This window comes from Pseudomonas sp. TYF_14 (genome assembly GCF_043105275.1).
Lineage (GTDB): Bacteria > Pseudomonadota > Gammaproteobacteria > Pseudomonadales > Pseudomonadaceae > Aquipseudomonas > Aquipseudomonas alloputida.
This window is the reverse complement of record NZ_JBICLK010000095.1, coordinates 1-22,518: the sequence shown is the minus strand read 5'-3', so window position 1 is coordinate 22,518 and position 22,518 is coordinate 1. Positions and strand designations below refer to the sequence as shown.

The 22,518-nt window shown below is 61.7% G+C and carries 15 protein-coding genes and 2 pseudogenes; 12 read left to right on the top strand and 5 right to left on the bottom strand.

All coding sequences use genetic code 11. The annotated features are described in order from the left end of the window. Positions 1 to 259 precede the first annotated feature (259 nt). Both ACF8O8_RS26735 and ACF8O8_RS26730 read left to right on the top strand, forming a co-directional pair. Positions 260 to 733 carry a (2Fe-2S)-binding protein gene (locus ACF8O8_RS26735; RefSeq protein ID WP_064491887.1) on the top strand — a complete coding sequence of 158 codons (474 nt, stop codon included), beginning with the start codon at positions 260 to 262 and terminating at the stop codon, positions 731 to 733. Next, positions 730 to 4,293, top strand: coding sequence for a molybdopterin cofactor-binding domain-containing protein (locus tag ACF8O8_RS26730; protein WP_392510833.1), 3,564 nt, complete (start codon positions 730 to 732; stop codon positions 4,291 to 4,293). The genes ACF8O8_RS26735 and ACF8O8_RS26730 overlap by 4 nt, the downstream gene beginning before the upstream one ends. Positions 4,294 to 4,296: 3 nt before the next feature. On the opposite strand, the gene ACF8O8_RS26725 is transcribed toward ACF8O8_RS26730, so the two are convergent. Beyond that, on the bottom strand, positions 4,297 to 4,935 hold the full coding sequence (locus ACF8O8_RS26725; RefSeq protein WP_392510831.1) for a TetR family transcriptional regulator: 639 nt from the start codon (positions 4,933 to 4,935) through the stop codon (positions 4,297 to 4,299). A 204-nt stretch (positions 4,936 to 5,139) separates the two neighbouring features. Beyond that, positions 5,140 to 5,790 (bottom strand): methyl-accepting chemotaxis protein, encoded by a 651-nt coding sequence (locus ACF8O8_RS26720; RefSeq protein WP_370688786.1) that lies wholly within the window; start codon positions 5,788 to 5,790, stop codon positions 5,140 to 5,142. A 1,905-nt stretch (positions 5,791 to 7,695) separates the two neighbouring features. Here ACF8O8_RS26720 and ACF8O8_RS26715 point away from each other — a divergent pair. The 6 genes from ACF8O8_RS26715 to ACF8O8_RS26690 all read left to right on the top strand — a co-directional run bounded on the left by ACF8O8_RS26715 (position 7,696) and on the right by ACF8O8_RS26690 (position 14,286). Beyond that, on the top strand, positions 7,696 to 8,391 hold the full coding sequence (locus tag ACF8O8_RS26715; protein ID WP_010954768.1) for a 3-oxoacid CoA-transferase subunit A: 696 nt from the start codon (positions 7,696 to 7,698) through the stop codon (positions 8,389 to 8,391). A gap of 8 nt (positions 8,392 to 8,399) precedes the next feature. Next, positions 8,400 to 9,041 (top strand): 3-oxoacid CoA-transferase subunit B, encoded by a 642-nt coding sequence (locus ACF8O8_RS26710; protein ID WP_003251131.1) that lies wholly within the window; start codon positions 8,400 to 8,402, stop codon positions 9,039 to 9,041. A gap of 267 nt (positions 9,042 to 9,308) precedes the next feature. Next, positions 9,309 to 10,763: a TrkH family potassium uptake protein gene (locus ACF8O8_RS26705; protein ID WP_392510829.1), complete on the top strand. Its 1,455-nt coding sequence runs from the start codon at positions 9,309 to 9,311 to the stop codon at positions 10,761 to 10,763. Between the two features lie 104 nt (positions 10,764 to 10,867). Continuing rightward, on the top strand, positions 10,868 to 11,818 hold the full coding sequence (locus ACF8O8_RS26700) for a TAXI family TRAP transporter solute-binding subunit (RefSeq protein WP_392510827.1): 951 nt from the start codon (positions 10,868 to 10,870) through the stop codon (positions 11,816 to 11,818). Between the two features lie 27 nt (positions 11,819 to 11,845). Then, the gene (locus ACF8O8_RS26695) at positions 11,846 to 13,873 is read left to right on the top strand and encodes a TRAP transporter permease (RefSeq protein WP_010954771.1); all 2,028 of its coding nucleotides are present in this window, start codon (positions 11,846 to 11,848) and stop codon (positions 13,871 to 13,873) included. Next, positions 13,870 to 14,286: a DUF1850 domain-containing protein gene (locus ACF8O8_RS26690; protein ID WP_392510825.1), complete on the top strand. Its 417-nt coding sequence runs from the start codon at positions 13,870 to 13,872 to the stop codon at positions 14,284 to 14,286. The genes ACF8O8_RS26695 and ACF8O8_RS26690 overlap by 4 nt, the downstream gene beginning before the upstream one ends. A gap of 27 nt (positions 14,287 to 14,313) precedes the next feature. Here the strand turns inward: ACF8O8_RS26690 and ACF8O8_RS26685 are convergent, their stop codons facing one another. Continuing rightward, the gene (locus ACF8O8_RS26685; RefSeq protein ID WP_010954773.1) at positions 14,314 to 16,287 is read right to left on the bottom strand and encodes a choline BCCT transporter BetT; all 1,974 of its coding nucleotides are present in this window, start codon (positions 16,285 to 16,287) and stop codon (positions 14,314 to 14,316) included. A 303-nt stretch (positions 16,288 to 16,590) separates the two neighbouring features. On the opposite strand from ACF8O8_RS26685, the gene nhaA reads away from it, so the two are divergent. Both nhaA and ACF8O8_RS26675 read left to right on the top strand, forming a co-directional pair. Continuing rightward, positions 16,591 to 17,952, top strand: coding sequence for a Na+/H+ antiporter NhaA (gene nhaA, locus ACF8O8_RS26680; protein ID WP_392510823.1), 1,362 nt, complete (start codon positions 16,591 to 16,593; stop codon positions 17,950 to 17,952). A 136-nt stretch (positions 17,953 to 18,088) separates the two neighbouring features. Continuing rightward, positions 18,089 to 19,450, top strand: coding sequence for a chloride channel protein (locus ACF8O8_RS26675; RefSeq protein WP_392510821.1), 1,362 nt, complete (start codon positions 18,089 to 18,091; stop codon positions 19,448 to 19,450). An 81-nt stretch (positions 19,451 to 19,531) separates the two neighbouring features. On the opposite strand, the gene ACF8O8_RS26670 is transcribed toward ACF8O8_RS26675, so the two are convergent. Both ACF8O8_RS26670 and ACF8O8_RS26665 read right to left on the bottom strand, forming a co-directional pair. After that, positions 19,532 to 20,137, bottom strand: coding sequence for a TetR/AcrR family transcriptional regulator (locus tag ACF8O8_RS26670; RefSeq protein ID WP_010954776.1), 606 nt, complete (start codon positions 20,135 to 20,137; stop codon positions 19,532 to 19,534). 156 nt (positions 20,138 to 20,293) lie between these two features. After that, on the bottom strand, positions 20,294 to 21,502 hold the full coding sequence (locus tag ACF8O8_RS26665) for an MFS transporter (protein ID WP_392510820.1): 1,209 nt from the start codon (positions 21,500 to 21,502) through the stop codon (positions 20,294 to 20,296). A 269-nt stretch (positions 21,503 to 21,771) separates the two neighbouring features. Between ACF8O8_RS26665 and ACF8O8_RS26660 the strand changes: the two are divergent. Both ACF8O8_RS26660 and ACF8O8_RS26655 read left to right on the top strand, forming a co-directional pair. Continuing rightward, a pseudogene (locus ACF8O8_RS26660) lies at positions 21,772 to 21,882 on the top strand (transposase domain-containing protein); the annotation flags it as partial. Between the two features lie 428 nt (positions 21,883 to 22,310). Then, positions 22,311 to 22,518 (top strand): annotated as a pseudogene (locus ACF8O8_RS26655) (DUF1264 domain-containing protein); the annotation flags it as partial.

Below are 22,518 nucleotides of genomic sequence, written 5' to 3'. Positions count from 1 at the left end.
CCGCCACCACCGTATTCGCGGGTAAACCCGCTCCTACACACACAAACTCGGGGGTTCGGCACAGCGCGATGCGCCGCGCGGCGGCGCTCGGTTTCCCGGGCGCCGACAATCTTCATCCCTGCCCCACCATCACAGTTCTCTGCAAATTCATCTCTGGCCTGCTTCTTGCTCACTCATTTCATGTAGTGAGTACTTACCGAAACGCTCGCGTCATTTGAGTCCTTTGGTAGCGCAAGCAACCTCCAGAGATGAGCCAATAATGCAAACAACCATCTCCCTGCAGGTCAACGGCCAGCCCGTCGAAGTCAGCGCCATGCCTGACACCCCGCTGCTGCTGATCCTGCGCAACGACCTGTGCCTGAACGGCCCCAAGTACGGCTGCGGCCTGGGCGAATGCGGGGCGTGTACGGTGATCATCGACGGCGTGGCCGCCCGCTCCTGCGTCATCCCCTTGGCCGGCGCCGCCGGCCGCAATATCACCACCCTCGAAGGGCTGGGCAGCAAGGCCGCACCGCACCCCGTGCAACAGGCGTTCATCGACGAGCAGGCGGCCCAGTGTGGTTACTGCATGAACGGCATGATCATGACCGCCAAGGCCCTGCTCGATCGCATTCCCGAGCCCAGCGACGAACAGATTCGCAATGAGCTGTCCGGCAACCTGTGCCGCTGCGGCACCCACGTCGAAATCCTGCGCGCCGTGCGCCGCGCTGCCGAGACCCGGAGAAAGCCATGAACCACTCACAACAGGTGCCCAGCCGCGACCAACTGCTGGCCAAGACCGGCGTGTTGCTGATCGTCGACCAGATCACCCCGCCCTCAGGCCCTGTGGCCAAGGGCGTGACACCTACAGTCAAGGAACGTGAGCTGGCACTGTTCATCGCGGTCAGCGACGACGGCATGGTCTACGCCTTCAATGGTCATGTCGACCTGGGCACTGGCATCCGTACCTCGCTGGCGCAAATCGTCGCCGAAGAGCTGGACCTGCGCATGGACCAGGTGCACATGGTGCTGGGCGACACCGAGCGGGCACCCAACCAGGGCGCGACCATTGCCAGCGCCACCCTGCAGATTTCCGCGGTACCGCTGCGCAAGGCCGCAGCCACAGCGCGACGCTATCTGTTGCAACAGGCCGCCCTACGCCTTGGCTGCCCGCCCGAAATGCTGCGCATTGAAGACGGCACGGTTATCGCCAGTAACGGCAGCACGCTGAGCTTTGCCGAACTGGTGCAAGGCAAGAACCACCAGCTGCACATTGCCGACGACGCCCCGCTCAAGGCCATCGAGGACTACCGCCTGGTCGGGCGCAGCGCCCCTCGAGTAGACATCCCTGGCAAGGCCACCGGCGAGCTGACCTATGTGCACGACATGCGCCTGCCCAACATGCTTCACGGTCGGGTCATCCGCCCGCCCTATGCCGGCCATGACAGCGGCGACTTTGTCGGCAACAGCTTGCTGGCGGTGGATGAGTCTTCCATCGCCCATCTACCCGGCGTGGTCGCCGTGGTGGTCATCCGCGACTTCGTCGGTGTGGTGGCAGAGCGCGAAGAGCAAGCCATCCGTGCAGCCCATGAGCTGAAAGTCAGCTGGAAGCCATTCACAGGCAAGCTGCCCGACCTTAGCGATGTCGCCCAGGCCATCCGCGACAACCCGCGCGTGCAGCGCACCGTGCTGGACCAGGGCGATGTCGACGGCGGCATCGCCAATGCCAGCCAGCGCCTGAGCCGCAGCTACCTGTGGCCTTACCAGCTGCACGCATCGATCGGCCCATCATGTGCACTGGCCGACTTCACCGCAGGGCAGATCCGCGTGTGGTCAGGTACGCAGAACCCGCACCTGCTGCGCGCAGACCTGGCCTGGCTGCTGGCGTGCGATGAAGCACGCATCGAGATCATTCGCATGGAAGCAGCCGGTTGTTATGGCCGCAACTGCGCCGATGACGTGTGCGCCGACGCGGTGCTGCTGTCGCGTGCGGTGCAGCGCCCGGTGCGGGTGCAGCTGACCCGCGAACAGGAACACGTGTGGGAGCCCAAGGGCACCGCGCAACTGATGGAAATCGACGGCGGCCTGAACGCCGATGGCAGCGTGGCCGCCTATGACTTCCAGACCAGCTACCCGTCCAATGGCGCGCCCACCCTGGCCCTGCTGCTGACCGGTGCCGTGGAACCGGTGCCGGCGCTGTTCGAGATGGGCGATCGCACGTCGATCCCGCCTTACGATTACGAACACATGCGCGTCACCATCAATGACATGACGCCACTGGTGCGTGCCTCATGGATGCGGGGTGTGTCGGCCATGCCCAACAGCTTCGCCCATGAGTCGTACATCGATGAACTGGCCTTCGCCGCTGGCGTCGACCCGGTCGAATATCGCCTCAAGCACCTGTCCGACCCGCGCGCCATCGACCTGGTCAAAGCCACTGCTGAACGCGCGCAATGGCAGCCGCATACCCGGCCCATGCAGACACAGGCCGAAGGTGATGTGCTGCGCGGCCGGGGTTTTGCCTATGCGCGCTATATCCACAGTAAATTTCCCGGCTTCGGCGCGGCCTGGGCAGCCTGGGTGGCTGATGTCGCAGTGGACCGGCGCACGGGCGAAGTGGCCGTCACCCGCGTGGTGATCGGCCACGATGCCGGGATGATGGTCAACCCCGAGGGTGTGCGTCACCAGATCCACGGTAACGTCATCCAGTCCACCAGCCGGGTGCTCAAGGAGCAGGTCAGTTTCGAGGAATCGACAGTGGCGAGCAAGGAATGGGGCGGCTACCCGATCCTGACCTTCCCCGAGCTGCCGGCTATCGACGTGATGATGCTGCCGCGCCAGCACGAGCCGCCAATGGGCAGTGGCGAGTCAGCCTCGGTACCCAGCGCAGCGGCCATCGCCAATGCCATTTTCGACGCCACCGGCATTCGTTTTCGCGAGCTGCCGATCACAGCCGAACGCGTGCGTGCTGCGCTCGGTGGCGAAGGCCAAGGGCCAGATGCGCCCGCGCCAGCGCAGCCGTCAACCAAGCGTTCGAAGTGGTGGTTCGGCTCGCTGGCCGGGGTGTTCGGCGCCGCATTGGGCATGCTTGCCACCGCCTTGCCCTGGCGCGCCGAAATCGCCCCGGTAACGCCACCTGGTGTCGGCAGCTGGAGCGCCGCCATGCTCGAGCGCGGGCGCCAGGTGGCGGCGGCCGGCGACTGCGCCGTGTGCCATACGGTCAGCGGCGGCAAGGCCAATGCCGGGGGGCTGGCAATGGATACGCCTTTCGGCACGTTGTACAGCACCAATATCACCCCCGACCCGGAAACCGGTATCGGCCGCTGGTCCTTCGCCGCCTTCGAGCGGGCCATGCGCGAAGGTATCAGCCGCGATGGCCGGCACCTGTACCCGGCGTTTCCCTACACCTCGTTTCGCAACATCAACGACGCCGACATGCAAGCGCTGTATGCCTACCTGATGTCGCAAACACCGGTACGCCAGGAAGCGCCCGCCAACCAGATGCGCTTCCCGTTCAACCAGCGGCCGCTGATGGCCGGCTGGAATGCGCTGTTTCTGCAACGCGGCGAATACCAGCCCGACCCGCAGCGCAGCGCGCAGTGGAACCGCGGTGCCTACCTGGTCGACGGCCTGGGCCACTGCACGGCCTGCCATTCGCCGCGCAACCTGATGGGCGCAGAAAAAGGCGGTAGCAGCTACCTTGCTGGCGGCATGGTCGATGGCTGGGAGGCCCCGGCCTTGAATGCCCTGGGCAAGTCATCGACGCCGTGGAGCGAAGACGAGTTGTTCAACTACCTGAGCACTGGCTTCTCCGAAAAACATGGCGTGGCGGCCGGCCCCATGGGCCCGGTGGTCAGTGAGCTTGCCACCCTGCCAAAAAGCGACGTGCGCGCCATCGCCCACTACCTCAGCTCCCTGGATGGCGAGCCGCAGGCACTGGCGGCCAATGCCGCGCCTCAGGTGGACTCGCCAATGTCGCTGAGCAACGGCGAGCGGGTATTCAAAGGTGCATGCCTGGCCTGCCACAGTGATGGGCTGGGGCCGAAGCTGTTTGGCGTCAGCCCGTCGATGGCGGTCAACAGCAACGTCCATAGTGACCTGCCGGACAACCTGCTGCGCGTGGTGCTGCACGGCATTCCGACCCCGGCAACCCGCGACCTGGGCTACATGCCTGGTTTCAAGGACAGCCTGTCGGACCGCCAGGTAGCCGACCTCGCGGCCTACCTGCGCCATCGTTTTGCCGCCGACAAACCGGCCTGGCAAGGGCTGGCGTCCAAGGCTGCGCAGGTACGCGCCAACCCTGGCAGCCACTGAGGCTCAGCGGCGCAAGCCGCGCAGCGCAAGGTCACTGATGAAGGTCAGCCAATCGGCTTTGGCCTGTTTGTCGGCCAGGTCCACGGCCAGGAACGAGCTGAGCGTATGGCGGTTGGAGTTATAGAAGTAGCAGAGCGAGGCAATCATCAGGTAGGCGTGGGTAATGCAGATATCGTCACGGAACAGGCCCTTTGCCTGTCCTGCCTCGATGATCGGCCGCAGCACGCCGACCGCTTCGCCGGACAGCGCCCTGAGGTTTTGCGACTTGCGCGCGTGCAAGCCCTGGTGAAGGTTTTCGGTGGCGAGGATGGTGACGAATTCGGGGTGGCGCACATAATAGTCCCAGATAAACGCCACCAGCTCGCGCAGGGCCTGCTCAGGGTCGGCGAGGTCGAGGCGCAGCTTCGCTTCGGCCTGGTTGAAGCTGGCATAGATGTGTTCCAGCACACTGATGAACAGCTTTTCCTTGCTACCGAAGTAGTAATAGATCATCCGGTCGTTGGAGTTGGCCAGCGTGGAGATCTGCTCGATGCGCCCGCCAGTGAAGCCTTCCTTGCTGAAGACCTTCACTGCGGCCTTGAGAATATTGTCCCGGGTGCGGTCGGCCTGCTGGGCGCGAACACCGGTTTTGCGAGTTTGCATGTAGGTCCCTGTGGGGCTGGCCAGATACCCAACACTGCCACAGACATTGAGCCATTGCGCGGCTTTTTCGGCTGGGCAAACCCGCTCTCCGTCCGCTACCGGCCTGGAAGTCAGCAGTCATCGGGGCTGGCTTGCACCTGATCATTGGCAGGTACAGCCAGCCGGATCATGACGGGCTCCCGGGTTACCGGACAGGTGCGTTACTCAAGCAGCGACGCCTCGTTCGCCATCATCACTGACTTCGAACTGCCCCACCAGCTTCTGCAACTTGCCAGCATCCACCTTCACCTTCTGCGCACTGCTTTGCAGCACCAGGGCGGTCTGGCGCATCTCGCTGGAGGACTGGTTGACCTGCTCGATCGTCTTGCCGTATTCCACGCTGCGACGGTTGAGCTGCTGGATAATGGCGAACATGCTCTCCACCGCCTGGTGCAGCTGTACATTTTCGGAAGAAGCGTCCTCCGCCAGGCGCAGGCTGTTGTCGACGTCCTGCACGCCCTGCTCCATGAAGCTTACCGCCTGCCGGGTTTCGCCCTGCAGGCTCTCGACCATGTGGCGAATGTCGTCGGCGGCACGCGAGGTGCGTGCGGCCAGGCTGCGCACCTCGTCGGCCACCACCGCGAAGCCACGGCCATGCTCCCCGGCACGCGCCGCCTCGATGGCGGCATTGAGCGCCAGCAGGTTGGTCTGGTTGGTGATTTCGCTGATCAACCCGGTGATGTTGTCGATCTCGACCATGCGGCTGTCGAGCCGCTGCACGCTGGATGATGAGCGCGCCACCACATCGCGGATCGACTGCGTGCCCGCCTGCACCGCCTGGTACTGCGCGCGTGCGCGGCTGACCACTTCGTCCATGGCCTGCTTCATCTGCTCGGCGCTGACCGAGGCCTGCTGCAGTTCGCCGAGTTGCTCTTCCATGATGATCATCATCTGGTGCACGGCGTCGGCCACGTCGGCGGAGCTTACGCTGGCCTCCTGGCTGCGCCCGAGCATCATCTGGTTGGTGCTGCCGACCGTGCGGCTGGCCTTGACCACCTGCCCGACCACCGCGTCCAGGCGGTCGATGAAGCTGTTGATCCAGCGTGCCATGTCGCCGCTCTCATCATTGGCCAAGGTGCTGGTATCCAGGCGCTGGCGCAGGTTGCCTTCACCCTCGGCGATGGTGCATAGCACACTGCTCATACCATTCAACCTCGCGGCCAGGCGCTTGGGCCCGAGCACGCCAAACAACAAGGTGGCGCCCAGCATGCTCAAGGCCTCGATCACGTCAGTCAGTCCTTGCGGCAGGCCTGCATAGTGCTGCACCAGGTAATTGCAGCCGAACAGCCCCGCCATGATCGCCACATAGGGTTTCATCAACCCGTAGCTCAGCGAACGCCGGCGGTAGACCTCCTCCAGGTCCGCCTCGCACATCATGCCCCAGCGGTCGGGCGAGCCCGGCAACTGGAAGGTAACGCCCTTGCCCACCACTGGCACATGACGGTAGTCCGAATAGCCGGGGTAGGTCACGAACAGGTTGGCACCCCGCCTGATCGTCTCCCTCACGCCAGGGTGCAGTTCCCGCGTGGAAGGGTCGGTGAAACGAAGCTCCAGCTCGGTATGGCGCTGGACCTGTACAGTGGCCCAGGGCGTGTGCACACCGTTCTTGAGGTTTTCGCCATGGGTGAAAGTGGCGTCCTCGAAACGTGAGCGGGACAACGCGGTACCGGGCTGTATGCCAGGGTCGAAGCGCGATTGCGCCATGAACAGGTAGTTGTCGCCCGACTCGGGGTAAATGTGCCCTGCCTCGCGCTGGATCAGGTCACCCAGCACATCGTTGGGCACCCGCCCACACAGACAACCCAGCACTTTGCCCTCGTGCATGAGGGGCTGGTAGAACATCAACGTGACTTCATCGTGGAAGCGCGAGGAAGACGGGCCGATCTGCAAGGTCAGCGAGTCGCTGTAGGGCCCGTGCAGAAACGGTGCTTTCAGCCCCTGCGCCAGAGCTGCCAAATACTCGATACGTGGCGTGCCACGCTGGGGCCAGGTCGAAGCGGTGACGCTGCCGTGCACATCGACGACAAACAGTTCGGAAAAGTCCTCCGCCTGGGCCAGCGTGTTGCGCAACATCGCGCTATCGACTTGAGCGAGCCCGGGCGCCACCTGCTCGGCCAGGTCGGCCAGGTGCTCCCACTGTTCGCGCACCCACTCATGCAGCAACTGCACTCGGGTCTGGGCGATGGCTTCGAAGGTTTGCTCGACCTGCGGGTAACTGGCCCGGTTAAGGCGGCACGCCCAGCCCATGCTGAATTTGCCGGTTTTGCCGAACCACGGCAGCCAGCCCTTTTCACTCGACGATAACTGCATCGAACCACTGGAAAGCGACATTATCTTCACCATAAGCGACATCGAATGGCAATCTGATAGCAAGTCGCACGCCAACGGCGGGAGGCGTGATTAATCGGCGATGCCGCGGAGTGGATGCACTTCATCAGTGCAAGATGCCGGCAGGCAACCCCGGAACGCACCAGCCACGGGCAAAAATGAGCGGTTTAAGCATTCAACTGAAATGAGGCAAATAGCCTCCAGAACTGCTCGCAGATCGCACAACAGTTCGATAATCGCACAAATTCAGCCAAACCCTCTCTACTGTTGCCCTATCTTGCGGCACGCTATAGCGAAAGTCAGCAAGCCATTTCAAGTGCTGACAGGCCCCATCGCTTCACGCGCTCCGGCCAGCCCGACAACCACAACTCCAGGAACAACCAGGAGCTCGCCTTGATCAATAAAACGTACGAGTCCATCGCCAGCGCGGTGGAAGGGATTACCGACGGTTCGACCATCATGGTCGGTGGCTTCGGCACGGCTGGCATGCCGTCCGAGCTGATCGATGGCCTCATTGCCACCGGTGCCCGCGACCTGACCATCATCAGCAACAACGCCGGCAACGGCGAGATCGGCCTGGCCGCCCTGCTCATGGCAGGCAGCGTGCGCAAGGTGGTCTGCTCGTTCCCGCGCCAGTCCGACTCCTACGTGTTCGACGAACTGTACCGCGCCGGCAAGATCGAGCTGGAAGTGGTCCCGCAGGGCAACCTGGCCGAGCGTATCCGCGCCGCAGGCTCCGGCATTGGTGCGTTCTTCTCGCCAACCGGCTACGGCACCCTGCTGGCCGAGGGCAAGGAAACCCGTGAGATCGATGGCCGCATGTACGTGCTGGAAATGCCGCTGCACGCCGACTTCGCACTGATCAAGGCGCACAAGGGTGACCGTTGGGGCAACCTGACCTACCGCAAGGCCGCCCGCAACTTCGGCCCGATCATGGCCATGGCTGCCAAGACCGCCATCGCCCAGGTCGACCAGGTCGTCGAACTCGGTGAACTGGACCCGGAACACATCATCACCCCGGGTATCTTCGTCCAGCGCGTGGTCGCCGTCACCGGTGCTGCCGCTTCTTCGATTGCCAAAGCTGTCTGAGGCCTGCCATGACCATCACCAAAAAGCTCTCCCGCACCGAGATGGCCCAACGCGTGGCCGCAGACATCCAGGAAGGCGCTTACGTAAACTTGGGCATCGGCGCACCGACCCTGGTGGCCAACTACCTGGGCGACAAGGAAGTGTTCCTGCACAGCGAGAACGGCCTGCTGGGCATGGGCCCAAGCCCTGCGCCGGGCGAGGAAGACGATGACCTGATCAACGCCGGCAAGCAGCACGTCACCCTGCTAACCGGTGGTGCCTTCTTCCACCATGCCGATTCGTTCTCGATGATGCGTGGCGGCCACCTGGACATCGCTGTACTGGGCGCCTTCCAGGTGTCGGTCAAGGGCGACCTGGCCAACTGGCACACGGGTGCCGAAGGCTCGATCCCGGCCGTAGGCGGTGCAATGGACCTGGCCACCGGCGCCCGCCAGGTGTTCGTGATGATGGACCACCTGACCAAGACCGGCGAAAGCAAGCTGGTGCCCGAGTGCACCTACCCGCTGACCGGTATCGCTTGCGTCAGCCGCATCTACACCGACCTGGCCGTACTGGAAGTGACACCTGAAGGGCTGAAAGTGGTCGAAATCTGCGCGGACATCGACTTTGACGAGCTGCAGAAACTCAGTGGCGTGCCGCTGATCAAGTGATCCAGGAAGACTTAGGGCTTTCCATGCCTCTGCGGCACAATCAATAGTGCCGCACAAGCGCCGCGAGCAGGGAGCACGCGGTGCTTGAGACTACCTTTACAGCCGCTTCGAAGCCGATGGAACTCTCGGAGAGGTCAACCCAATGAGCTATCGAGCGGGAGCCAGATAGCGGCGTAAAAAATTGCCGGCCACGACTTTACGCCTTTTTTACTCGACATTACCGTAAAGCAGGCAATACTGCCGGCACTGTCCCAACGAGCTCCCTCAATGCCGCTTCCTGCATTGCGTTTCATCGCCTTCATTATTGGTGTATTCCTGATCACGTTGGCCGTCAGCATGGTGATTCCAATGCTGACGCTGCTGGTGTACGACCGCAGCGACGACCTCGGTGCATTCGTCTGGTCGAGCCTGATCGTTCTGTGTGTCGGCCTGCTCATGGTGGCCCGCGGCGTACCCGACACACCGCAACTGCGGACCAGGGACATGTATCTGCTCACGACGGCAAGCTGGGTCATCGTGTGCGCATTCGCGGCGCTGCCAATGGTGTTCATTCGACACATCAGTTACACGGACGCGTTCTTCGAAACCATGTCGGGAATCACCACCACCGGCTCGACCGTGCTGACCGGCCTGGACAGTGCATCGCCGGGGCTGCTGATATGGCGTTCGCTGCTGCACTGGCTGGGAGGCATTGGTTTTATCGGCATGGCCGTGGCGATCCTGCCACTGCTGCGCGTGGGCGGTATGCGCCTGTTCCAGACCGAGTCTTCGGACTGGTCTGACAAAGTGACGCCGCGTTCGCATGTTGCAGCCAAGGTAATACTGCTGGTCTACCTGGGCCTGACTGCATTGGGGACAGGGGCATTGTGGGCAGCCGGCATGACCCCATTCGAAGCCATCAATCATTCGATGTCGCTGATTTCAACCGGTGGCTACTCGACCTCGGATGCCTCACTGGGCCATTGGGAGCAGCCTGCGGTGCATTGGGTAGCGGTGGTCATCATGATACTCGGCAGCCTGCCCTTCACGCTGTATGTCGCCACGCTGCGTGGCCATCGAGGCATCCTGCTCAAGGACCATCAAGTTCGCGGTTTCATTGGTTTTCTCGTCTTCGTCTGGCTCACCGTCGGAACCTGGCTCTGCCTGCACAGCGATCTGGCCTGGTGGGATGCGTTTCGTATCGTTGCAGTCAATGTGACCTCGGTGGTAACCACCACAGGCGTTGCCGTGGGTGATTACACGCTCTGGGGCAGCTTCGCCATCATGCTGTTCTTTTACCTGACGTTCGTCGGCGGGTGCTCGGGCTCCACCGCCGGCGGTTTGAAAATATTCCGTTTCCAGGTGGCCGCTGCCTTGCTTGTCAGCAGCCTGAAGCAGTTGATCCATCCACGGGCAACGATCTCGAAGAAATACAATGGGCACCCCATCGATGAAGAGATCGTACGGTCACTGCTGACGTTCTCGTTCTTCTTCACCGTCACCATTGCGGTCATCGCCCTGGGCCTGTCTTTGATAGGACTCGACTGGATGACGGCGTTGAGCGGGGCGGCCACCGCCGTGTGCAACGTCGGTCCAGGCCTGGGGACGCTTATCGGTCCAGCAGGTAATTTCGCCTCCTTGCCGGACGCAGCGAAATGGTTGCTGACGGTTGGCATGCTGCTTGGACGGCTCGAGATCCTCACCGTACTGGTACTGGTCTCGCCAGTCTTCTGGCGATTCTAGAGCAGAGGCCATCCAGCCAATCAGCCATAAAATTGGGCAGGGACAGCATATTCGTTCTAGGTTTACTGGCGCGGGAATAACAACAACAAGCGGAGAACGACGCCATGAACCCAGCCCTTCGCCTGGCATTGGCCAGCACCTTGTTTGCTGTCAGCGCGGCTGCCCAGGCCGCACCGACCTTCATCAACATCCTCACAGGCGGTACCAGTGGCGTCTATTACCCGGTAGGCGTAGGCATTTCACAGATCTACAGCCACGGCATAGAGGGCAGCAAGACCACGGTGCAAGCCACCAAGGCCTCGGTAGAGAACCTCAACCTGTTGCAAGCCGGTCGAGGGGAGTTGGCATTCGCACTGGGGGATTCGGTGGCAGATGCCTGGAAGGGCGATGCAGAGGCTGGATTCAAAACGCCCTTGAAGAAACTCCGTGCCATCGCAGGTACCTACCCCAACTACATCCAGATCGTCGCCAGCAAGGAGTCTGGGATCACATCCCTGTCAGACCTCAAAGGCAAGCGTATCTCGGTTGGAGCCCCCAAGTCCGGGACAGAACTGAACGCCCGCGCCATCTTCAAAGCTGCGGGGCTTACCTACCAGGACATGGGAAAAGTTGAATACCTGCCCTATGCGGAGTCCGTCGAACTGATCAAGAACCGTCAGCTTGACGCCACGCTGCAATCCTCAGGGCTCGGTCAAGCGGCTATCCGAGACCTGGCCGCGACCTTGCCGGTAGTGTTCGTGCCTATCCCTGCCGAGGTCGTGACCCGCATTGGCAACAACGCCTACCAACCCGCCACCATTCCTGCCAACACCTATGATGGTCAGAGTGCGGACGTATCAACGGCGGCCATCAACAACATCCTCGTCACCCGCGCCGACATCGGCGATGACCTGGCCTATCAGATGACCAAGCTGATATTCGAGAACCTTCCACGCCTGGTCACGGCCCACGCTGCAGCGAAAGATATCCAGGCAGAAAATGCCGCCAAGAACCTGCCCATTCCGCTGCATCCAGGAGCAGAGAGGTACTTCAAGGAGAAAAACCTGCTCCCCTGATGACATTCCTGAGCCATGGAGCAGCGTATGAGTGATACCGCGCAAGGTCTTCACGCCAGCACCGATCGCTGGCCTGCCGCGCTTTTTGCCGTGGCATTGGTCTTTTCGGTTTTCCAGATCGCCACGGCGGCCTTCCCCCTGATTTCCACCCAAGTACTGCGTGCAATACACGTGGGGTTCCTGTTGCTGGTGGTGTACCTGAGCTATTCATTCGTTGGCCACCGTCGGCCGTGGCAACCCCTTGCCTGGCTGCTGGGCCTTGCGGGAATGGCGACGGCTGCATACCAGTGGTACTTCGAAGGGGATCTGATTCAACGCTCCGGTGAGCTGACCACCAGTGACCTGATCGTGGGGCTGTTGCTTATTGGTTTGGTCTTTGAAGCCGCGCGACGCGTCATGGGCATAGCGTTGCCCATCATTTGCGCCCTGTTTCTGGCCTATGGGTTGCTTGGCCAACACTTGCCAGGCGAACTCGCGCATCGAGGCTACGGCCTCGATCAGATCGTCAATCAGTTGGCCTTCGGCACCGAGGGACTGTATGGCACCCCGACCTATGTCTCAGCCACCTACATTTACCTGTTCATCCTGTTCGGCGCATTTCTTGAGCAGGCGGGCATGATTCGTCTGTTCACCGATTTCGCCATGGGGCTGTTCGGCCATCGCAGCGGAGGGCCGGCCAAAGTGTCGGTGTTCTCCTCGGCACTGATGGGTACCATTACCGGCTCGGGGGTGGCCAATGTCGTCACCACCGGACAGTTCACCATTCCGCTGATGAAGCGTTTTGGCTACAAACCTGCATTTGCCGGTGGCGTCGAGGCGACCTCCAGCATGGGCAGCCAGCTGATGCCGCCGGTGATGGGCGCCGTGGCGTTCATCATGGCCGAGACGATCAACGTGCCCTACGCCGAGGTGGCGAAAGCCGCGCTCATCCCAGCATTGCTGTACTTCGGCTCGGTCTACTGGATGGTCCACCTGGAGGCTCGGCGCAGCCATCTGCACGGCTTGCCTCGCGAACAGTGCCCGAGTGCCTGGGATGCGTTGCGACAACGTTGGTTCCTGCTGGTACCGCTGATGGTCCTGGTCGCCCTGTTGTTTTCCGGGCGAACGCCTTTGTACTCGGGAATGGTCGGCCTGGCCCTGACCGCCATCGTCATCCTAGGCTCGGCGATCATCCTGCGCGCTCAAAAAACCTGGCTGCGCGCGGCTTTTTGGGTTGCACTCGGGATACTGTGTTCAGGTTTTTTCCGCATGGGGATCGGGGTGATCCTGATGGTCATTGCCGGCCTGGCCATTGCGTGCTGCTTTGTCCAGGGCGGCCGTGCCACCCTGCACGCATGCGTCATGGCCCTCGCGGAGGGTGCCCGTCATGCGGTGCCGGTGGGCATTGCCTGTGCGCTGGTCGGCGTCATTATCGGCGTCATCTCGCTGACCGGCCTGGCCACCACCTTTGCCGGATACATCCTTGACCTGGGACGGGACAACCTGTTCCTCTCGCTGGTGTTGACCATGCTCACTTGCCTGGTATTGGGTATGGGCATCCCGACCATCCCCAACTACATCATCACCAGCTCCATTGCCGCCCCCGCCCTGTTGGAGCTCGGGGTCCCGCTGATCGTCTCGCACATGTTCGTGTTCTATTTCGGCATCCTGGCCGACCTGACGCCGCCAGTGGCATTGGCATGCTTTGCAGCGGCCCCGATTGCCAAGGAAAAAGGCCTGTTGATCAGCTTCTGGGCGGTGCGCATTGCCTTGGCCGGTTTCGTTGTGCCCTTCATGGCGGTCTATGACCCGGCGTTGATGATGCAAGGTGACAGCATGGGCTCCACGTTGTACATGGTGATCAAGGCGGCGTTCGCGGTAGCCCTCTGGGGATGTGCGTCGATCGGGCATTTGCGTGCCCCCATGCCCTGGTGGGAGCGCCTGTTGGCGTTCGCGGCTGGTGTGTCCTTGATACTTGCCGCGCCCATCAGCGATGAGGTCGGTTTTGCTTTGGGTGCGGCAGTGCTGGGTTGGCACTACTGGCGAACCCGACCGGCCTCTGGCCACCTCGCATGATCAGCCTTTGCGTTGGGTTGGCCGGTGTGGTCTGGGTCAGCCTGCCACTGAACGGTTTTACCCTTGCGTGGCAGCACAGTACCGAAAAGGTCCGCTGGGAAGAGGATTATCAGGTGACCCCGGTGGGCCTGGTACTGGTAGAGGCACGGGTCAAAGGCAGCGGGGCCGGCATGGAGATTCCGGACGACGCTCAACTGCGTGACGGCACTTGGCACTATCGTCGTCATCTACCACCGCTGCAGCCCTTGCACGCCGGGCGAACGCCCGAGGCTGGTGACTACCAGGTCTGCACGACAGACGGGTGCCAGCCACTGTCCTATTGGTTAGGACCGCCGAGCGAACGCATTGCTGCAGTAGACTTCTGGGCCTGTGAAAATCCGCCTTTGGACAGCAGGCGAACCGCCCTGCCCTGACGGCGACAGGGCAGGACCGAATCCACTTCAGCCCACCACGTGCAAGTAATGCAGGTGGCGTTCGTACTGATCCAGGATGTCGCCAATCACATCGTCACGGCTCCACCCCATGATGTCGTAGTCCTGGCCCCCTTCTCGCAGATGCACTTCCGCGCGGAAATACTTGCGGGAATCGGCACCGTCTTCGGTGTCCCGCATGACGAAGCTTGGCGTATTGAAGGCCCGTGGCCGCACCTCGTAGAGGAAACGTCCTTCACCGGCATGGGAGAGCTCCAGAGATACCCGCCCATCATCACGCTCATTCACGCTCACCTCGTAGCCTTGCTTGCGCAGCTCCTGGGCGACCTCTTCACAGGCCGGCCTCACCACCTCGGCGATAAAGCGCGTGACATGAACCCGGCGAGGCATCAATGCAATATTGCGCAGCCTCCGCTGCCAGCCGCCGTGTGGGTGGCGGGTATGGCGTGGGCCCGGCAAGGCTTGATTGCGCAACCCGCGGCGAGTCGCATCAAGACTCAGCGCCTTGAACAAGCCCCAAATCGCAACCAGCAGGATGACCGCGAACGGCAAAGCGCTCGCAATGGTCGCGGTCTGCAGCGCCTTGAGGCCGTTCGCCAGCAGCAACGCGATCGCGACTGCGCCTATGCAGACTGACCAGAAGATACGTTGCCACAGGGGTGAGTGACCTTGTCCGGAGGAGGCGAGCATATCCACGACCAGCGCACCAGAGTCCGCCGAGGTCACAAAGAACACGACCACCATCAGCACCGCGACCAGCGAAATGATGCTGGAGAACGGAAAATGCTCCAGGAAAGCAAACAACGCGAGGGAACTGTCTTCACTGACCACAGCAGCCAGATCCTTCACGCCATCGTTGAGGATCATATGGATTGCCGAGTCGCCGAACACCGTCATCCACAGCAAGGTGAAACCCGCAGGCACGAACAGTACGCCGCAGACGAATTCGCGGATGGTCCGCCCTCGCGAAATACGTGCGATGAACAAACCCACGAAGGGCGACCAGGACAACCACCAGCCCCAGTACAGCAAGGTCCAGCCGCCGATCCAGTCGGTGGGCTCGTAAGCGTAGAGATTGAAGGTTTTATTGACGATGTCCGAAAGGTAGGCGCCGGTATTCTGTACATAGGTCTGCAGCAGGAACACCGTAGGCCCAAGCAGCAGCACGAACAGCATCAGGATCACCGCCAGGCTCAGGTTGAGTTCGGACAGGATGCGAATACCTTTATCCAGGCCGCTAGCCACCGAAAGCGTCGCCAATGCGCAGGTGGCGGTGATGAGGATGACTTGCACGGTGGTGTTTACCGGCAAACCGAACACATGATGAAATCCGCTGTTGATCTGCAATACCCCATAACCCAGCGAGGTGGCCACACCAAACACCGTGCCGAGGATGGCGAAGACATCCACGGCATGCCCTATAGGGCCATAGATTCGCTCACCGATCAGCGGATAGAGTGCCGAACGCAAGGTTAACGGAAGGCCATTGCGGAAGCTGAAGTAGGCCAGGATCAGCGCGACGATGGCATAGATCGCCCAGGCATGCAGGCCCCAGTGGAAAAAGGTGATTTTCATGGCTTCGCGCGCCGCGGCAACGGTGCCGGGATCGCCCACGGGCGGCGTGGAGAAATGCATGACCGGTTCGGCCACGCCGAAGAACATGAGGCCAATCCCCATTCCTGCCGAGAACAGCATGGCGAACCAACTGCTCTTTCGGTAATCCGGCTCACTGTGGTCAGGGCCTAGCTTGATGTCGCCATAGCGGCTGACGGCCAGAAACACCACGCTGATCAACACCAACGCTACAACAAGAATATAGAACCAGCTGGCATTGGTGATGATCCATCGCTGGACTTGCTCGAACAGCGTTTGGGCGTGCTCCTGAAATGCCGTGGCGTACAAGACCAGCAGAAAAACAAGTATCGCACTGGTGTAGAAGACAGGTGGATTGAGGGTGCTCCTGGGTTTGGGGGCTGCAGTCATAGCGGCAGTTCTCCTTGCAAGGCGATGAGCACAGCGTGCCTGGGCACGACGACATTTACCAAGGCTAGCAGCTGGATAAACTCTCGTTTGCCAAGCTCCGTGTGCTCGAAAACAACCACAAACCCTAACGTCTGCAGGAAAAAATCTCAAACCGACGCCTCATTGGAGTGAATGGTTTGGCGCTTTTTGTTCATCTGCGAGTGGTTATTCGGTAGACTACCGCACGGGTGCCAGCTGCACGGTGCAGTGAGGCAGGTTAAAGAACAGCGCAGGTCGGGCCGCCATGCGGGAGCACCTGTGCCTATGCATAAACAAGAATTACCTCGCGCCCAGAAACTGGCCGAGCGCGCCTTCGCCAACCTTGAACGCTTTTTGCACATTGAAGCGGTCAGCGGCATCGTTCTGTTGATTGCCGCAGTCGCTGCCCTGATCTGGGCGAATTCCCCGGCTGCCGACAGTTATGAAGCCCTTTGGCATACCCCGTTGACGTTCGGCGTGGGCTCGCATGTCTATTCGCAGTCCCTGCATTTCTGGATCAATGATGGCCTGATGACCATCTTTTTCCTGGTCGTGGGCATGGAGATCCGCCGCGAGATCCACGAAGGTGCACTGTCCAGCCTGCGTCAAGCCACGCTTCCCATGGCAGCCGCTGTCGGCGGCGTAGCGGTACCCGCACTCCTCTACCTGAGTTTTGGTCACGCGCCAGCAGACCAACAAGGTTGGGCCGTGCCAACGGCGACGGATATCGCCTTTGCGGTGGGCGTATTGGCCCTGCTCGGCAAGTCGATCCCGTCCAACGTACGTGTATTCCTCCTCGCCCTGGCAATCATCGATGACATCATCGCAGTCCTGATCATCGCGTTCTTCTACTCAGGCGGCCTTGATTACACCGGCTTCGGCGTTGCAGTGATCGGCCTGCTAATGGTGATCGGGCTTCAGAAGATCGGAGTGGGTTCAGCCTACGCCTATGTCATTCCCGGTGCGATCGTCTGGCTGGGCATCTTGTTGACCGGCGCCCACCCGACCCTCGCAGGCGTCGTGCTGGGCCTGATGACACCTGTCACCGCAATGCCGATGCGTGAGCGCCCACTGGACGCCATTACCCGCTTCACCGGCGAATTGCTGGGGCGCGCCAAAGCGCCTGAGCAAGATGCCAGCGACCTCATGGACCCGTTGAAACGACTGCGCCTGGCCCAGCGCGAACTGCTGCCGCCGGTAGTGCGCATGCAAGGCACCCTGCACCCCTGGGTAGCCTTCGGCATCATGCCGGTGTTTGCCTTGGCCAACGCCGGGGTCAGCCTTTCGGGTGTCGACCTGTCCGCAGAAGGCCCCCAGTGGGTCATGATCGCCGTCGCTGTCGCCCTGGTTGCAGGAAAGCCCTTGGGCATCGTCAGCGTCAGTTGGCTGATGGTCCGCCTGGGCTGGTGCGTGCTTCCCGCCGAGGTCAACTGGCGTAGCATTGTCCTGGTCGGGCTGCTGGCCGGTATCGGTTTCACCATGTCGATCTTCATCGCCAACCTCGCGTTCGTCGACCCTGGCTCACTCGGGGCAGCGAAACTCGGTGTGCTATCCGCGTCGTTGATCGCAGCCGTGCTGGGGTTGACCTGGGGGGTGTGGAGCATGCGCAGCGCAGCGTCTGCTACCAAAGCCGGTTCGCCCACCTAGCCAATTCCGGACTGGCGATCCCTTGCAGTTGGGCAAGCGGATCGCCACTCCCGGTGCGGCTACAACCTGTGTCGGGTAGGCCTGTGCGGGAAAACACGCCATACTCACGGCTTTTCAAGTCAGCCATGTGTGGACAATGTCCGACCCTACCCGCCCTGCACCTTCACTCCCCCGCCGTTCACGCTGGCGAGAATGGCGCCAGCGACTGGCGTTCTGGATCGGGGCATTGCTGGTGGGGCTCGTTGCGCTGGCATTCGCCTGGCTAGCCGACGCGGCGTTCGCTTCTTTCAAGCGCTTGCTGGAATGGGCACCCTGGTCACCTCTTCTCATCACTCCGCTGGGTTTCGCGCTCCTGGCTTATCTGACGCAACGATGGTTTGAGAATGCGAAGGGTAGCGGCATCCCCCAAGTCATCGCCGCCCTGGAAATGCCCTCTCGCCGGCTGCGCGCCCGATTACTCTCGCTCCCTGTGGCTGCAGCACGCATGAGCCTGACGCTCGGCGCCCTGCTGGTCGGCGGTTCGGTTGGCCGGGAAGGCCCGACCGTCCACATCGGCGCCGCAGTGCTCTATTCCTTTGGCCGACGCTTAGGCCTGCACGGCCGGCGCACCATCGCTGGCCTGGTGCTCGCCGGAGGCGCCGCGGGTATTGCGGCAGCCTTCAATACACCGTTAGCGGGGGTAGTCTTTGCCATTGAGGAGTTGAGCCGCACGTTCGAGCAACGTTTCAGTGGCTTGGTGCTCACTGCGGTGCTGATCGGCGGGGTCGTGACGCTGGGGCTGATGGGGCATTACGCCTACTTTGGCGAGATCAGCGGTCGGATGCCGGTGGGCTGGGGCTGGAGCGTCGTTCCTGCCTGTGCAGTGCTGGGCGGGCTGCTGGGTGGTTTTTACGCCAAGCTTGTGCTGCCCACCGACAAGGGCATACTCGGCCAGGTCTGTACGTTACGCGGACGCTATCCAGTGCGCTTTGCTGCCACCTGTGGGTTGCTGCTGGCCACCTTGGGGCTCGTCTCTGGCAATCATGTATTCGGCACCGGGTATGAAGAAACGCGTGCGTTGCTGGAGGGGCAGCCGATCACGGACACAAGCTTTCTCCTGTGGAAGTTTCTGGCCAACGTCGCGTCCTATCTTTCCGGGATTCCAGGCGGGCTCTTTTCGCCTTCGCTGAGCATCGGCGCCGCCTTTGCGCCGCTGTTGAGCTTGCTGCCCGATGTTGACCCTCAGGCAGGCGCACTACTCGGCATGGGCGCATACCTGGCCGGTGTGACACGCTCGCCACTGACCGCCTCGGTCATCGTGCTTGAACTGACACACAGCCCGGACCTGGCCATTCCCATGTTGGCCGCGACACTGATGGCGGCGGCCATCTCTGGATGGGTGTCTCCGGTCTCGCTTTACCATGCCTTGGCCAAGCAGATTACCGACAAGCTTCATGCTGCCGCGTCTTCTTCCACAGAACCCGCCGCTAGCCGAGCGAGCGCTACTGAAAAACCTTGAGCAGCACCAAGCCTGCCCTGCCAGACGTTAACGGGTAGTCAGGTAGCGGGGCTCCCAACAGGGTGGAACTGTCGCGCGCATTCACGCGTCCGTAGAGTCTGTTGGCCGCTTTAGCACCCCGAGCAACAGCAGGTCGAACGCCTTGCCAGCCTGCGCCAAGCGTGCATTGCCGTCTTCGGCCTCCGCGATCCACACAGCCGCTTCAGCCAAGCTGCCGTAGATCAACGCAGCCAGCGCTTGAGCGTGCGCGTTGACGAAAACGCCCTCTAGTACCAGGTTGTCGATCAACTGGCGCAGCGACTCTATGCAATACCGCTGGGCCTCAGGCGAGCCGCCCCCCAACACCGCTCTGGCGTCGCGCAACACGATACGCTGGATCTCGGGCTCCAGCGCCATCTCCAGGTAGGCGTGGCAGCGTTGGCGGAAGCCGTCCAAAGCGTTATCGGCGGTCTCGGTAATAGCACGCAGGCGCTCGTCCATTTCAGCGTCGAGCTGCTCAACGACGGCTGCCAGCAAGCCCTTCTTGTCGCCAAAGTGGTGGTACAACGCCCCCCGCGTCAAGCCCGCCCGGGCGGTCAGATCATCCATCGAGGCGTGCGCAAACCCCTGCTCGCTGAACATCTGGCGGGCGGTGGCCAGTAACAGGGCTCGAGTTTCTTGCATTGCGGCGCGGGTGCGGCGAACCATCCAGCTATTCCTTGTGTTCTGGCGGCATGGGGTAGGCGTATACGAGTATTCATACCGCTTGCACGCATTGTCTTGGGCGCGAGGCGCACTGACAAGCCTGTCGTATCGTCGCGCGGTGACCGAGCCCCCAAGCCAGGCGGCCAGCCCTGAAGCCGATCAAAGCGAATACGACGCCTGTCGGGCTCGATCGCGCATGCGCTGGTAGCCCCAAAGCGCGACCAACAACACTGCGGCCCCGGCGGCCAAGGCCACGTTGAATCCGGCCTGGGCACCCCACACATCGACCACCTGCCCAGATGCTGCGGCACCGCCGGCAACTCCAACGTTGAGACCGGCGAGCAACCAGGTCATCCCTTCGGTCAGCTTGCTTTCGGGCACGATGCGCTCTACCAGCGACATCGCCACGATCATGGTCGGGGCGAAGAACAGGCCCGCAACCAGCACGGCGATGGCCAGCCCGATGATGTTTCCCACCACCAGCAGCGGCAAGGTTGTCGCCGCCGTCGCCAACCCACCCAGCAGTAGCAGCTTGTGTAGCGGGGTATCGAGTTTCAGGACACCGAACACCAGCCCAGCGACACAGGAGCCGATGGCATAACAGGACAGCACCACGCTGGCCGCAGCCGGCATGTCCATCTGCTCGGCGAATGCCACGCTGACGATGTCGACCGTACCGACGATCAAGCCCATAGCGACCATCAGCAAGGTCAGCAGGCGTACGTCGGCCAGCCTGAACACCGACGTGCTGTCTTGCCCGGTGGCGGCATCGGCCTCTACTGGCGGCTCGGTGCCGACCTGCACCGCCAAGGCGAACACGCCGATGGCCAGGAACACGGCAGCAGCCAATGTACCGGCCTGCGGAAGTACCGCCACGCTCAGCCCCACCGAAATCGGCGGGCCAGCAATGAAGGTGACTTCGTCAAGAACGGTTTCCAGCGAGTAGGCTGTCTTCAGTTGCGCCTTGCCGCGGTAAATCGCGGTCCAGCGCGCGCGCACCATCGCCGACATGCTGGGCATGAAGCCGGCGAGCGCGGCCCCGACGAATAGGGTCCAGTCCGCCAGCCGCCAATAGCTGCAAGCCAACAGCAGAAGGATGCCCAGCACGCTGAGCCCGGCGGCGGCCGGCAATAAGCGGCCCTGGCCATGGCGGTCGACCAGGCGCGAGATCTGCGGCGACATCAGTGCATAGGTCAGCACGAAGGTGGCCGCCACCGCACCGGCCAGGCCGTAACTGCCGGTGATCTGAGACAACATGGTGATGATCCCGATACCGGTCATCGGCAACGGCAGCCGGGCCAGCAGGCCGGCCAAGGCGAAGCCCTTGGCGCCTTTGGCCTGGAACAACTCGCGGTAGGTACTGAACACGCTCGACTCTCCTTATCGAAAGGCCCTTGGGCAGTCACGCTCAAGGCAAAATACATGCAGCTCGTATGATTAAAACCTTATTATCATACGAACTGAATGTAAATACTCGACGGGGAACGTCCTTATTCAGCCGCCCTGCCCCGTGGCGCCTTGCGTGTCCCGAGCACTCGTTCGCCGTTAAGCGAGAGTGAAAGGTGTGAGCGATGAGGCCCGCAGGCCAGTCGCCACGAACGTCACTGCAGTCAGCGCACAATTGAGAGCTTGCTTGAACCACCAAAGCCAACGGCCAAGAACCCTATGCATGGCTTCGCCACGTACTGGAGGACTTGCCGCATGCCGCGAAGGTTGAGGATTACGAATCGCTATTGCCGTGGAAGTGAAAGTCGGGGAAGCCACGGTAAACCAAGCCCTGACCTTGCGGCAGGAAGGGAACGTGGATCGGTTAAGAAACGCAAAAAGCCTTGAATAATCAGGGCTTTCCTCATGCCTCTGGCCCATTGGGCCGGCGCGCTCCGCTTACCATTTGACACCAAGATTCAATGACGTGAACCGTCGCATATGTCGCAGATCACGCGCATGGGCTGGCCCTGCGTTGGAGAACCCTGCGATGACATTGTAGGGACTTTTCTTTCACCCAATTTTCACGACACCTAGGCAACACTCATCCTATCCCTACGTGTGATAGAAGCTCCCATTAGCCCGCCTAGCAGCGGGCTTTCTTTTGCCTAGAATTCGGCCGTTTGTCTTCTGAGTTGTCCGTTCAGCAGGCCCAGGCTGTCCCTTGAGGACACTAGCTAGAGCCACTCTCATGCCACAACTCATCAGATTTATAACCCTTCCCCTGGCCTGTAGTCTTCTGTGGGCTTGCTCTGCTCCTGAGACGAAGTCGCCTGTGGAGACGCCTGGCAGGCCCGAAACCGCAAAGACTCAGTTGCTGGAAGCCGGCGCCGCGACCTTGCAGGCCAAGCCGCCCATTGAGGCCATCAACGCCTACCTGGATGGCTTCCACTTTTACA

Coding starts and splice junctions, on each gene's coding strand:
- ACF8O8_RS26735 (WP_064491887.1), top strand. CDS start 260: ATGCAAACAACCATCTCCCTGCAGGTCAACGGCCAGCCCGTCGAAGTC.
- ACF8O8_RS26730 (WP_392510833.1), top strand. CDS start 730: ATGAACCACTCACAACAGGTGCCCAGCCGCGACCAACTGCTGGCCAAG.
- ACF8O8_RS26725 (WP_392510831.1), bottom strand. CDS start 4,935: ATGCAAACTCGCAAAACCGGTGTTCGCGCCCAGCAGGCCGACCGCACC.
- ACF8O8_RS26720 (WP_370688786.1), bottom strand. CDS start 5,790: ATGGACGAAGTGGTCAGCCGCGCACGCGCGCAGTACCAGGCGGTGCAG.
- ACF8O8_RS26710 (WP_003251131.1), top strand. CDS start 8,400: ATGACCATCACCAAAAAGCTCTCCCGCACCGAGATGGCCCAACGCGTG.
- ACF8O8_RS26705 (WP_392510829.1), top strand. CDS start 9,309: ATGCCGCTTCCTGCATTGCGTTTCATCGCCTTCATTATTGGTGTATTC.
- ACF8O8_RS26700 (WP_392510827.1), top strand. CDS start 10,868: ATGAACCCAGCCCTTCGCCTGGCATTGGCCAGCACCTTGTTTGCTGTC.
- ACF8O8_RS26695 (WP_010954771.1), top strand. CDS start 11,846: ATGAGTGATACCGCGCAAGGTCTTCACGCCAGCACCGATCGCTGGCCT.
- ACF8O8_RS26690 (WP_392510825.1), top strand. CDS start 13,870: ATGATCAGCCTTTGCGTTGGGTTGGCCGGTGTGGTCTGGGTCAGCCTG.
- ACF8O8_RS26685 (WP_010954773.1), bottom strand. CDS start 16,287: ATGACTGCAGCCCCCAAACCCAGGAGCACCCTCAATCCACCTGTCTTC.
- nhaA (WP_392510823.1), top strand. CDS start 16,591: ATGCATAAACAAGAATTACCTCGCGCCCAGAAACTGGCCGAGCGCGCC.
- ACF8O8_RS26675 (WP_392510821.1), top strand. CDS start 18,089: ATGTCCGACCCTACCCGCCCTGCACCTTCACTCCCCCGCCGTTCACGC.
- ACF8O8_RS26670 (WP_010954776.1), bottom strand. CDS start 20,137: ATGGTTCGCCGCACCCGCGCCGCAATGCAAGAAACTCGAGCCCTGTTA.